This window comes from Pseudomonas sp. CCNWLW23, assembly GCF_037095675.1.
In the GTDB taxonomy this organism is placed as follows: Bacteria; Pseudomonadota; Gammaproteobacteria; order Pseudomonadales; family Pseudomonadaceae; genus Aquipseudomonas; species Aquipseudomonas atacamensis.
The window spans coordinates 44,631-56,882 of sequence record NZ_JBAWKM010000003.1; the positions used below are offsets into that span (position 1 = coordinate 44,631).

The window sequence follows — 12,252 nt, forward strand, 5'->3', positions numbered from 1 at the left end:
GGCTCGCAGGCGTTGTACATGCAAAGTTCGGGCGGATTGTCTGGCGTCAATTAATCGCGTTTGATTAATGGCTTTCTGATGTCGTTTCTCGCTGCCTCGAGGTCGCTGACAGAGCAGGTCGCCGGCCGCTTGAGGTTGATGATCAAACCATCAGTACCCTTTCTGAAAAATCGGCTGATGTTCGGTGTGTGAGGTCCGGCGTGATGGGGGCGCTGAGCACCATAACAATACGTTGACGATGCCCGGCATCCGTCGGGCGCAGCATTTCGGGGAAGTAAACGATGAAGATGCGACGACTTTTAGGCGCAGGTGCCGCTCTGGCGCTTGCGATGAGTTCCACTTTCGCCAACGCTGAAAAACAGACCCTGAACATCGGTTACGTTGACGGCTGGTCCGACAGCGTCGCGACCACTCACGTGGCGGCCGAAGTGATCAAACAGAAACTCGGTTATGACGTGAAGCTGCAGGCCGTCGCCACCGGGATCATGTGGCAGGGCGTGGCCACCGGCAAACTCGATGCCATGCTCTCGGCCTGGCTGCCCGTGACCCACGGTGACTACTGGACGAAAAACAAGGATCAGGTCGTCGATTACGGCCCGAACTTCAAGGACGCGAAGATCGGCTTGATCGTGCCGGAGTACGTCAAAGCCAAATCGATCGAAGACCTGAAAACCGACGACACCTTCAAAAACCGTATTGTCGGCATCGACGCCGGTTCAGGCGTAATGCTCAAGACCGATCAGGCGATCAAGGATTACGGTCTGGACAAGTACAGCCTCAAGGCCAGTTCCGGCGCCGGCATGATTGCCGAGCTGACCCGCGCCGAGAAGAAGAACGAATCCATCGCCGTCACCGGTTGGGTGCCGCACTGGATGTTCGCCAAGTGGAAACTGCGCTTCCTCGACGACCCGAAAGGCGTGTATGGCCAGGCTGAAACCGTGAACAGCATCGGCAGCAAAGGCCTGGACGCCAAGGCGCCGGAAGTGGCCAAGTTCCTGAAAAACTTCCAGTGGGCGTCGAAAGACGAAATCGGCGAGGTCATGCTGGCAATTCAGGACGGCGCCAAGCCTGATGCTGCGGCCAAGGACTGGGTGGCCAAACACCCGGATCGTGTAGCTGACTGGACCAAATAATTTAAACACCGCCACACCCCTGTGGGAGCGAGCCTGCTCGCGAATGCAATCTGTCAGTTGATGCGATATCGACTGATACGACGCCTTCGCGAGCAGGCTCGCTCCCACAGTTGTTTTTGTGTGTGCTTGAAAATGGCCAGAACATCATGGCCATCTACTACTAAGGTCGTCTGGATCCTCTCTCGCAGCCGCATACATTAGCTACGTTCCAACAATAATTTGTGCTGCGAGGATAAAAACAATGAACGACAGCATTTACCTCTCGATTCAAAACAGTCCCCGATTCAAGGAGCTGGTTCAGAAAAGGGAACGATTCGCCTGGATTCTCTCGGCAATCATGCTCGGGCTGTACTCCGCATTCATCCTGCTGATCGCATACGGGCCGCACGTGCTCGGGGCGAAACTCAGTCCTGAATCCTCGATCACTTGGGGCATCCCGATCGGTGTCGGCCTGATCATTTCAGCCTTCGTCCTGACCGGCATCTACGTGCGCCGCGCCAATGGCGAGTTCGACGACCTGAACAATGCGATTCTCAAGGAGGCTCAGCAATGATCCGGCGTCTACTGGCTCTATTGAGTGTTGCGGCTTTCGCGCCGAGTGTCTGGGCGGCTGACGCGTTGACGGGGGAGGTGGCCAAGCAGCCGCTGAACATCCCGGCGATCCTGATGTTCGTGGCCTTCGTCGGCGCGACGTTGTACGTCACCTACTGGGCTTCGAAGAAAAACAATTCGGCCGCCGACTACTACGCGGCGGGCGGCAAGATCACCGGTTTCCAGAACGGCCTGGCGATCGCCGGCGACTACATGTCGGCGGCGTCCTTCCTGGGTATTTCCGCGCTGGTGTTCACCTCCGGCTACGACGGCCTGATCTACTCGATCGGCTTCCTCGTGGGCTGGCCGATCATTCTGTTCCTGATCGCCGAACGCCTGCGCAACCTGGGTAAATACACCTTTGCCGACGTGGCGTCCTACCGCCTCGGGCAAACCCAGATTCGCACCCTGTCCGCCTGCGGTTCGCTGGTGGTGGTGGCGTTCTACCTGATCGCGCAGATGGTCGGTGCCGGCAAGCTGATCCAGCTGCTGTTCGGCCTCGATTACCACGTTGCGGTGATTCTGGTCGGCGTGCTGATGTGCATGTACGTGCTGTTCGGCGGCATGCTCGCGACCACTTGGGTGCAGATCATCAAGGCAGTGTTGCTGCTGTCCGGTGCCTCGTTCATGGCACTGATGGTAATGAAGCACGTGGGCTTCGACTTCAACACGCTGTTCTCCGAAGCGATCAAGGTTCACGCCAAGGGCGAAGCGATCATGAGCCCGGGCGGGCTGGTCAAGGATCCGATCTCGGCGTTCTCGCTGGGTCTGGCACTGATGTTCGGTACCGCTGGCCTGCCGCACATTCTGATGCGCTTCTTCACCGTGAGTGACGCAAAAGAAGCGCGCAAGAGCGTGCTGTACGCTACCGGCTTCATTGGCTACTTCTACATCCTGACCTTCATCATCGGCTTCGGCGCGATCCTGCTGGTCAGCACCAACCCGGCCTTCAAAGATGCAGCGGGCGCCTTGCTCGGCGGCAACAACATGGCGGCGGTGCACCTGGCCAACGCGGTGGGCGGCAGCATCTTCCTAGGCTTCATCTCGGCAGTGGCGTTCGCAACCATTCTGGCTGTGGTAGCCGGTCTGACCCTGGCGGGTGCTTCGGCGGTTTCTCACGACCTGTACGCCAGTGTGATCAAGAAGGGCAAAGCCAACGAGAAGGATGAGATTCGCGTATCGAAGATCACCACTATCGCCCTGGCGGTGCTGGCGATTGGTCTGGGCATTCTGTTTGAAAGCCAGAACATCGCGTTCATGGTCGGCCTGGCGTTCTCCATCGCGGCGAGCTGCAACTTCCCTGTGCTGCTGCTTTCGATGTACTGGAAGAAGCTGACCACTCGCGGCGCGATGATCGGCGGCTGGCTGGGTCTGGTGAGTGCTGTTGGTCTGATGATCCTTGGCCCGACCATCTGGGTGCAGATTCTGCATCACGAGAAGGCGATCTTCCCTTACGAATATCCGGCGCTGTTCTCGATGATGATTGCGTTCATCGGGATCTGGTTCTTCTCGATTACCGACAAGTCGGCGGCTGCGGACAATGAGCGGGCGCTGTTCTTCCCGCAGTTTGTGCGTTCGCAGACCGGGTTGGGGGCGAGTGGGGCGGTTTCGCACTAAGAGATCAGATGTAAGCTGCAAGCTGCAAGCTTCAAGAAAACGCCCTGATTGAGAGATTGGGGCGTTTTTTTGTGGGCGGTTATCGGTTGGTTTTGGGTGTATATCCGTTTTTTGAGGTGATGCGGCTGGCGGTTTCGCCCTTACGGCGACTTACTTTTTTTACAAACGCCTAAAAAAAGTAAGCAAAAAAACGCTTGCTCCTACGTTCGGCCCTCGCAGGCTCGGGTTCCTTCGCTGCGGAATCGATCCGGGCGCAGCGGCTACGGTTTGCTTCGCTGCACCTCCTTCCGCTGTGTCTGGCTGCGCCAGACGGTCGCTACGCTCCCACCCCCGAATCAATCCCTCCACTCAGCCTTCCGACGTCGCCGGTGGCTCAAGATCAAGAGCACTCGAGCTTGCGCTCATTGTTGAGTGGTTAGAAGCGTCGCATGGCTTGAGATTTTCGGTGGATTCGCCCCTCACCCCAGCCCTCTCCCGAGGGAGAGGGAGCCGATTTGTGTGGTGTTCAAAACCTGCATTCGACTCGGTATCGCAAGTCGGCGTGTTTCGCCCAAACACCTCGGTCAGTCCCCTCTCCCTCTGGGAGAGGGCTAGGGTGAGGGGCTCTTGATCTGGCTTTGGCTTTCGCTTTTGATCTTTTGGCCCTTCGGCAGCTGCGCCCGGATCGGTCCCGTAACGAAGGAACCCCGAGCCCCAGCGAGCGGGCCGTACGCCGGGGAAAAGCCTTTTGGGTTACGTTTTCGCTGGGCCGGCGCTCCGGCGTTTGGAAAAGGTGACTCGCTGTAAGAGCGAAACCGCCAGCGGCAGCACCCGCAGCAACGGATATGCCCCCAGAATCCAAGAACCAGTCGGCCCGAAGGCCGCTGAGACCACAAACAAAAACGGCCTCTATATAAGAGGCCGTTCCTGACACACCACTAAACCATCACAAAAAAAGAAAAACCCTTATTTGCGATCTTCCAGCTTGGTGATGTCACGCGACTCGTAACCGGTGTACAGCTGGCGCGGGCGGCCAATCTTGTACGGGCTCGAGAGCATTTCTTTCCAGTGCGAAATCCAGCCCACGGTACGTGCCAAGGCGAAAATCACCGTGAACATGCTGGTTGGAATGCCGATCGCCTTGAGGATGATCCCCGAGTAGAAGTCGACGTTCGGGTACAGCGAGCGTTCGATGAAGTACGGGTCGGTCAGGGCGATCTCTTCCAGGCGCATGGCCAGTTCGAGTTGCGGATCGTTGTTGATGCCCAGTTCCTTCAGCACTTCGTCGCAGGTCTGCTTCATGACAGTCGCGCGAGGGTCGCGGTTCTTGTAGACGCGGTGACCGAAGCCCATCAACTTGAACGGATCGTTCTTGTCCTTGGCCTTGGCGATGAACTTGTCGATGTTCGACACATCGCCAATCTCGTCGAGCATGGTCAGCACGGCTTCGTTCGCACCGCCGTGGGCAGGGCCCCACAGTGCGGCGATACCGGCGGCGATACAGGCGAACGGGTTGGCACCCGAAGAACCGGCCAGACGCACGGTGGAGGTCGAAGCGTTCTGCTCGTGGTCGGCGTGGAGGATGAAGATCCGGTCCATGGCCTTGGCGAGTACCGGGCTGATCGGTTTGATCTCGCACGGGGTGTTGAACATCATGTGCAGGAAGTTTTCCGCGTACGTCAGGTCGTTGCGCGGGTACATCATGGGTTGGCCCATGGAGTACTTGTAAACCATCGCTGCCAGGGTCGGCATCTTCGCAACCAGACGGATCGCGGAAATTTCGCGATGCTGCGGGTTATTGATGTCCAGGGAGTCGTGGTAGAAGGCCGAGAGGGCGCCGACTACACCGCACATGACGGCCATCGGGTGGGCGTCGCGACGGAAACCGTTGAAGAAGGTTTTCAGCTGCTCGTGAACCATGGTGTGGTTTTTCACGGTGCTGACGAACTGGGCCTTCTGTTCTGCGGTCGGCAATTCGCCGTTGAGCAGCAGGTAGCAGGTTTCCAGGTAGTCCGACTTTTCAGCCAGCTGTTCGATCGGGTAGCCGCGGTGCAACAAAATGCCGTTGTCGCCGTCGATATAGGTGATTTTCGATTCGCACGAAGCGGTCGACATGAAACCCGGGTCGAAAGTGAAGCGGCCCGTGGCCGTCAGGCCCCGAACATCGATTACATCGGGACCAACGGTGCCGGTTAAAATGGGCAGCTCGACGGGGGCTGCGCCCTCGATGATCAACTGCGCTTTTTTGTCAGCCATGTGGCCTCCTATTTATGCTTGAACCATCAGACAGACCCCCCACGCAGGGCCCGCACCACTATAGTGAGATAAATTCGAATGTCAATTTGCCTAAAGTCTTGCTCCAGAAGGCTTTAAGCCGACTTTTTCCTCGAAATTGCCTGCCATTTACGCCTTTTATGCAACTTGTGCAATCCGCTATTGGGGGTAGGTGAACGCGTTGTCATTAGTAGCCTAACTGTCTATACTCGGCCACCGACCGCCAAGGGCTTTTGGGCTTGCTTTCATTGGGGGTCGCATCCCTGGGTGGTGGTTACCTGACCAGTGCACTCCCCAACAACTTTGCCCTGATTGTTAGGGGCTCTTCAGTGTGAAAAAAAAGCCGTGAAAAGCCAACGACCTGTAAACCTAGACCTAAGGACCATCAAACTCCCAGTCACTGCTTACACGTCCATTCTTCACCGTATCTCCGGTGTCATCCTCTTCGTGTGCCTTGCCATCATGCTTTACGCATTGGACAAGTCGCTGAACTCCGAGGAAGGCTTCGGTCAGGTGAAAGCGTGTCTGACCAGTCCGCTAGCCAAGCTAGTGATTTGGGGCATCCTGTCCGCTCTGCTGTATCACCTGGTAGCCGGTGTGCGCCACTTGATCATGGACATGGGCATCGGTGAGACGCTGGAAGGCGGCAAACTGGGCTCGAAAATCGTTATCGCCGTTTCCGTGGTGGTAATCGTTCTGGCAGGAGTCTGGATATGGTAACTAACGTCACTAACCTGTCGCGTTCGGGCCTCTATGACTGGATGGCACAGCGTGTGTCTGCGGTCGTTCTCGCGGCTTACTTCATCTTTCTGATCGGATACATCGTCGCCAACCCTGGCCTCGAGTATGCCCAGTGGCATGAACTGTTCGCTCACAACGGAATGCGTATTTTCAGCCTGCTGGCCCTTGTTGCTCTGGGCGCTCACGCCTGGGTCGGCATGTGGACCATCGCGACCGACTACCTGACGCCAATGGCGTTCGGCAAGTCCGCAACGGCGATACGTTTCCTTTTCCAGGCGGTATGCGGCGTTGCGATGTTCGCTTACTTCGTCTGGGGTGTGCAGATTCTCTGGGGTATCTGATTCATGGCTAACATTCCAACGATTTCTTTCGACGCCATCATTATTGGTGGTGGCGGTGCCGGCATGCGCGCTGCGCTGCAGCTGGCACAGGGCGGCCACAAGACTGCGGTGATCACCAAGGTTTTCCCGACCCGTTCGCACACTGTATCCGCACAGGGCGGCATCACTTGCGCCATCGCTTCCGCTGACCCGAACGATGACTGGCGCTGGCACATGTACGATACCGTCAAGGGTTCCGACTACATCGGTGACCAGGACGCTATCGAATACATGTGTCAGGAAGGCCCGGCCGCTGTTTTCGAGCTGGACCACATGGGTCTGCCGTTCTCGCGTACCGAGCAAGGCCGCATCTACCAGCGTCCGTTCGGTGGCCAGTCCAAGGACTATGGCAAGGGCGGTCAGGCTGCACGTACTTGCGCTGCATCCGACCGTACCGGTCACGCGCTGCTGCACACGCTTTATCAGGGCAACCTGAAAGCCGGTACCACGTTCCTCAACGAGTACTACGCTGTTGATCTGGTGAAAAACCAGGAAGGCGAATTCGTTGGCGTGATCGCGATCTGCATCGAAACCGGCGAAACCTCCTACATCCGTGCCAAGGCCACCGTTCTGGCCACTGGCGGTGCAGGCCGTATCTACGCGTCCACCACCAACGCCCTGATCAACACCGGTGACGGCGTCGGCATGGCTCTGCGTGCTGGCGTGCCGGTACAAGACATCGAAATGTGGCAGTTCCACCCGACCGGCATCGCCGGCGCCGGTGTACTGGTTACCGAAGGTTGCCGTGGTGAAGGTGGTTACCTGATCAACAAGCACGGCGAGCGTTTCATGGAGCGTTATGCTCCGAACGCGAAAGACCTTGCAGGTCGTGACGTGGTTGCCCGTTCGATGGTCAAGGAAATCATCGCCGGCAACGGTTGCGGTCCGAATGGCGACCACGTAATGCTCAAACTCGACCACCTGGGCGAGGAAGTGCTGCACAGCCGTCTGCCAGGCATCTGCGAACTGTCGAAGACTTTCGCCCACGTTGACCCGGTCGTTGCTCCGGTTCCGGTTGTGCCGACCTGCCACTACATGATGGGCGGCGTTGCCACCAACATTCATGGCCAGGCGATCACCCAGAACGCCGAAGGTCAGGACCAGATCATTCCTGGCCTGTTCGCGGTAGGCGAAGTGGCTTGCGTATCGGTTCACGGTGCGAACCGTCTGGGCGGCAACTCGCTGCTCGACCTGGTGGTCTTCGGTCGCGCTGCCGGCCTGCACCTGGAAAAGGCGTTGACCGATGGCATCGAATACGACGACGCTACCGAGTCCGACATCGAAGCTGCACTGTCGCGTCTGAACGCGCTGAACAACCGTACCGACGGTGAAGACGTTGCCACCCTGCGTCGCGAGCTGCAAAGCTGCATGCAGAACTACTTCGGTGTATTCCGTACCGGCGAATACATGCAGAAGGGCATCGCTCAGCTGGCCGATCTGCGCAAGCGTATCGCCAACGTGAAGATCAACGACAAGTCGCAAGCGTTCAACACTGCACGTATCGAAGCGCTGGAACTGCAGAACCTGCTGGAAGTGGCTGAAGCTACCGCCATCGCGGCCGAAGTACGTAAAGAGTCCCGCGGCGCTCACGCCCGTGAAGACTTCGAAGACCGTGATGACGAAAACTGGCTGTGCCACACCCTGTACTTCCCGGGTGACAAGCGCGTCACCAAGCGTGCCGTGAACTTCTCGCCGAAGACTGTTCCGACTTTCGAACCTAAAGTCCGGACTTATTAAGGGTGACCGCCATGTTGCAAGTCAGTGTTTATCGCTACAACCCTGATCAGGACGCCGCGCCGTTCATGCAGGATTTCCAGGTCGATACCGGTGGTAAAGACCTGATGGTGCTGGACGTGCTGGCCCTGATCAAAGAGCAGGACGAAGGTTTCTCCTATCGTCGCTCCTGCCGTGAAGGCGTCTGCGGCTCCGACGGCATGAACATCAACGGCAAGAACGGTCTGGCCTGCATCACGCCGCTGTCTGCCGTTGTAAAAGGCAACAAGCTGATCGTTCGTCCACTGCCAGGTTTGCCGGTTATCCGTGACCTGGTCGTCGATATGAGCATCTTCTACAAGCAATACGAGAAGGTGAAGCCTTACCTGCAGAACGACACGCCGGCTCCGGCCATCGAGCGTCTGCAGTCGCCAGAAGAGCGCGAAAAGCTCGACGGTCTGTACGAGTGCATCCTGTGCGCCTGCTGCTCGACCTCTTGCCCGTCCTTCTGGTGGAACCCGGACAAGTTCCTGGGTCCTGCTGCGCTGCTGCAAGCCTACCGCTTCCTGGCAGACAGCCGCGACACCAAGACCAGCGAGCGTCTGGCTTCACTTGACGACCCGTTCAGCGTTTTCCGCTGCCGGGGCATCATGAACTGCGTCAACGTATGTCCGAAAGGCCTGAACCCGACTAAGGCCATCGGTCACATCCGTAACATGCTGCTTTCGAGCGGCGTGTGATTCAGCTGCTGTAACCGTTGCACCGTAGAGGCTGTGGCGCGGGCTTCAACCCGCGTCATGGCTATAACCAGAGCCGTAGCCATAAGCTGCAGCTCTTCTTTTGAAGAAATGAGACAAGCAGGGGCATCCGGGCTGGTACCCGGACTATCAGTGTGATCCTAGGTGGCTTGTTTTAGTCGCTGCATTCGGACTTCTGCAAGTTTGCTCGGTGTCGACACCGATGGTGTTCCCCTAACCGAGGGTGACCAAGCATGCAAGAAAGCGTGATGCAGCGCATGTGGAACAGCGCCTACCTTTCAGGTGGAAACGCTGCCTATGTGGAAGAGCTTTATGAGCTCTACCTGCACGACCCTAACGCTGTGCCAGAAGAGTGGCGCACCTACTTTCAGAAGTTGCCAGCCGACGGCAACTCTGCCACTGATGTTTCGCACTCGACGATTCGCGATCATTTCGTGCTGCTGGCAAAGAACCAGCGCCGCGCCCAACCGGTTTCCGCCGGCAGCGTGAGCAGTGAGCACGAGAAGAAGCAAGTTGAAGTGCTGCGATTGATCCAGGCCTACCGTATGCGTGGCCACCAGGCAGCCCAGCTTGACCCGCTGGGGCTGTGGCAGCGTCCTGCACCTGCAGACCTGTCGATCAATCATTACGGCTTGACCAATGCCGATCTTGATACGACCTTCCGTGCCGGCGACCTGTTCATCGGCAAAGAGGAAGCGAGCCTACGCGAAATTCACGAAGCGTTGCAGCAGACATATTGCCGCACCATCGGCGCTGAATTCACGCACATCACCGATTCCGAGCAGCGCCAGTGGTTCCAGCAGCGTCTGGAAAGCGTGCGTGGCCGTCCGACGTACTCCGCCGACATCAAGAGCCACCTGCTTGAGCGCGTGACTGCCGGTGAAGGCCTGGAAAAATACCTGGGTACCAAATACCCGGGCACCAAGCGTTTCGGTCTGGAAGGCGGCGAAAGCCTGATTCCGATGCTCGACGAACTGATCCAGCGTTCCGGCTCGTACGGCACCAAGGAAGTCGTCATCGGCATGGCCCACCGTGGCCGTCTGAACGTACTGGTCAACACCTTCGGCAAGAACCCGCGCGAGCTGTTCGACGAGTTCGAAGGCAAGAAGAAGGTCGAGCTGGGTTCCGGTGACGTTAAATACCACCAGGGCTTCTCGTCCAACGTGATGACCACCGGCGGTGAAGTTCACCTGGCCATGGCGTTCAACCCGTCCCACCTGGAAATCGTTTCCCCGGTGGTTGAAGGTTCGGTGCGCGCCCGTCAGGACCGTCGCAACGACCTGACCGGTGAGAAAGTTCTGCCGATCTCCATCCACGGTGACGCGGCATTCGCCGGTCAGGGCGTGGTCATGGAAACCTTCCAGATGTCGCAGACCCGCGGTTTCAAGACCGGCGGTACCGTGCACATCGTGATCAACAACCAGGTCGGTTTCACCATCAGCAACCCGCTGGACTCGCGCTCCACCGAGTACGCCACCGACGTTGCCAAGATGATCCAGGCGCCGATCCTCCATGTGAATGGTGATGATCCGGAAGCCGTGCTGTTCGTGACCCAGCTGGCCATCGACTACCGCATGCAGTTCAAGCGTGACGTGGTGATCGATCTGGTCTGCTACCGTCGTCGCGGCCACAACGAGGCCGACGAGCCAAGCGGCACCCAGCCCCTGATGTATCAGCAGATCACCAAGCAGCGCACCACCCGTGAGCTGTACGCTGATCGCCTGACCCAGGCCGGTGTGCTCGACGCTGAACGTGTTCAGGCCAAGGTCGACGAATACCGCAACGCGCTGGACAACGGTCTGCACGTAGTGAAATCGCTGGTCAAAGAGCCGAACAAAGAGCTGTTCGTCGACTGGCGTCCGTACCTGGGCCACGCCTGGACTGCGCGTCACGACACGCGTTTCGATCTTAAAACCTTGCAAGAACTGTCCGCCAAGCTGCTGGAAATTCCGGAAGGCTTCGTCGTTCAGCGTCAGGTCGCGAAGATCTACGAAGACCGTCAGAAGATGCAAGCCGGCGGCCTGCCGATCAACTGGGGTTACGCTGAAACGATGGCGTACGCGACCCTGGCGTTCGAAGGTCACCCGATTCGCATGACCGGTCAGGACATCGGCCGCGGTACGTTCTCGCACCGTCACGCTGTGTTGCACAACCAGAAAGACGCGGGCACCTACATTCCGCTGCAGAACCTGTACGACGGTCAGCCACGTTTCGACCTGTACGACTCGTTCCTCTCGGAAGAAGCGGTACTGGCATTCGAATACGGTTACTCGACCACCACGCCAAACGCGCTGGTGATCTGGGAAGCCCAGTTCGGCGACTTCGCCAACGGTGCTCAGGTCGTGATCGACCAGTTCATCACCAGCGGCGAGCACAAGTGGGGCCGTCTCTGCGGTCTGACCATGCTGCTGCCACACGGTTACGAAGGCCAGGGCCCTGAGCACAGCTCGGCACGTCTTGAGCGTTACCTGCAGCTGTGCGCCGAGCACAACATTCAGGTGTGCATGCCGACCACGCCAGCACAGATCTACCACTTGCTGCGTCGTCAGGTGATCCGTCCGCTGCGCAAGCCGCTGGTCGTGCTGACGCCGAAGTCGCTGCTGCGCCACAAGCTGGCCATCTCGACGCTGGAAGATCTGGCCGAAGGTTCGTTCCAGACCGTGATCCCGGAAATCGACGCACTGGACCCGAAAAAGGTCGAGCGCGTGGTTCTGTGCAGCGGCAAGGTCTACTACGACCTGCTGGAAAAACGCCGTGCCGAAGGCCGCGAAGATATCGCCATCGTGCGTATCGAGCAGCTGTATCCGTTCCCTGAGGATGACTTGAAAGAAGTCCTGGCTCCGTACACCAACGTCAAACACGCCGTTTGGTGTCAGGAAGAGCCGATGAACCAGGGTGCCTGGTACTGCAGCCAGCATCACTTGCGTCGCAGCATCGCTAACCTCGACAAGACTCTCGTACTTGAGTACGCGGGCCGTGAGGCTTCGGCTGCGCCAGCTTGTGGTTACGCATCGATGCACGCCGAGCAGCAGGAAAAACTGCTGCAAGATGCTTTCACTGTTTAAC

The 12,252-nt window shown here is 58.2% G+C and carries 9 protein-coding genes; 8 read left to right on the forward strand and 1 reads right to left on the reverse strand.

The window, feature by feature from the left end; all coding sequences use genetic code 11:
- The first annotated feature begins 281 nt into the window (after nt 1-281).
- The 3 genes from V8J63_RS05585 to V8J63_RS05595 all read left to right on the forward strand — a co-directional run bounded on the left by V8J63_RS05585 (nt 282) and on the right by V8J63_RS05595 (nt 3,341).
- Nucleotides 282-1,133, forward strand: coding sequence for a glycine betaine ABC transporter substrate-binding protein (locus V8J63_RS05585; RefSeq protein ID WP_041479599.1), 852 nt, complete (start codon nt 282-284; stop codon nt 1,131-1,133).
- Nucleotides 1,134-1,374: 241 nt separating this feature from the next.
- Complete coding sequence (locus V8J63_RS05590; protein WP_016771016.1) at nt 1,375-1,686, forward strand: DUF485 domain-containing protein; 312 nt, start codon at nt 1,375-1,377, stop codon at nt 1,684-1,686.
- The gene (locus V8J63_RS05595) at nt 1,683-3,341 is read left to right on the forward strand and encodes a cation acetate symporter (RefSeq protein WP_336463731.1); all 1,659 of its coding nucleotides are present in this window, start codon (nt 1,683-1,685) and stop codon (nt 3,339-3,341) included. Before V8J63_RS05590 ends, V8J63_RS05595 begins: the two co-directional genes overlap by 4 nt.
- A gap of 945 nt (nt 3,342-4,286) precedes the next feature.
- Here V8J63_RS05595 and gltA read toward each other — a convergent pair.
- On the reverse strand, nt 4,287-5,576 hold the full coding sequence (gene gltA, locus V8J63_RS05600; protein WP_003222994.1) for a citrate synthase: 1,290 nt from the start codon (nt 5,574-5,576) through the stop codon (nt 4,287-4,289).
- A 363-nt stretch (nt 5,577-5,939) separates the two neighbouring features.
- On the opposite strand from gltA, the gene sdhC reads away from it, so the two are divergent.
- The 5 genes from sdhC (at nt 5,940) to V8J63_RS05625 (ending at nt 12,251) form a co-directional block, all read left to right on the forward strand.
- Nucleotides 5,940-6,314, forward strand: a complete 375-nt coding sequence (gene sdhC, locus V8J63_RS05605; RefSeq protein ID WP_336463732.1) for a succinate dehydrogenase, cytochrome b556 subunit — start codon at nt 5,940-5,942, stop codon at nt 6,312-6,314.
- The gene (gene sdhD, locus V8J63_RS05610) at nt 6,308-6,676 is read left to right on the forward strand and encodes a succinate dehydrogenase, hydrophobic membrane anchor protein (protein WP_008049683.1); all 369 of its coding nucleotides are present in this window, start codon (nt 6,308-6,310) and stop codon (nt 6,674-6,676) included. The genes sdhC and sdhD overlap by 7 nt, the downstream gene beginning before the upstream one ends.
- A 3-nt stretch (nt 6,677-6,679) precedes the next feature.
- Complete coding sequence (gene sdhA, locus V8J63_RS05615; protein WP_024012149.1) at nt 6,680-8,452, forward strand: succinate dehydrogenase flavoprotein subunit; 1,773 nt, start codon at nt 6,680-6,682, stop codon at nt 8,450-8,452.
- Between the two features lie 11 nt (nt 8,453-8,463).
- Nucleotides 8,464-9,168, forward strand: coding sequence for a succinate dehydrogenase iron-sulfur subunit (locus V8J63_RS05620; protein ID WP_016773675.1), 705 nt, complete (start codon nt 8,464-8,466; stop codon nt 9,166-9,168).
- 251 nt (nt 9,169-9,419) lie between these two features.
- Nucleotides 9,420-12,251: a 2-oxoglutarate dehydrogenase E1 component gene (locus V8J63_RS05625; RefSeq protein WP_041479560.1), complete on the forward strand. Its 2,832-nt coding sequence runs from the start codon at nt 9,420-9,422 to the stop codon at nt 12,249-12,251.
- Nucleotide 12,252: the final 1 nt, after the last annotated feature.

Coding starts and splice junctions, on each gene's coding strand:
- V8J63_RS05585 (WP_041479599.1), top strand. CDS start 282: ATGAAGATGCGACGACTTTTAGGCGCAGGTGCCGCTCTGGCGCTTGCG.
- V8J63_RS05590 (WP_016771016.1), top strand. CDS start 1,375: ATGAACGACAGCATTTACCTCTCGATTCAAAACAGTCCCCGATTCAAG.
- V8J63_RS05595 (WP_336463731.1), top strand. CDS start 1,683: ATGATCCGGCGTCTACTGGCTCTATTGAGTGTTGCGGCTTTCGCGCCG.
- gltA (WP_003222994.1), bottom strand. CDS start 5,576: ATGGCTGACAAAAAAGCGCAGTTGATCATCGAGGGCGCAGCCCCCGTC.
- sdhD (WP_008049683.1), top strand. CDS start 6,308: ATGGTAACTAACGTCACTAACCTGTCGCGTTCGGGCCTCTATGACTGG.
- sdhA (WP_024012149.1), top strand. CDS start 6,680: ATGGCTAACATTCCAACGATTTCTTTCGACGCCATCATTATTGGTGGT.
- V8J63_RS05620 (WP_016773675.1), top strand. CDS start 8,464: ATGTTGCAAGTCAGTGTTTATCGCTACAACCCTGATCAGGACGCCGCG.
- V8J63_RS05625 (WP_041479560.1), top strand. CDS start 9,420: ATGCAAGAAAGCGTGATGCAGCGCATGTGGAACAGCGCCTACCTTTCA.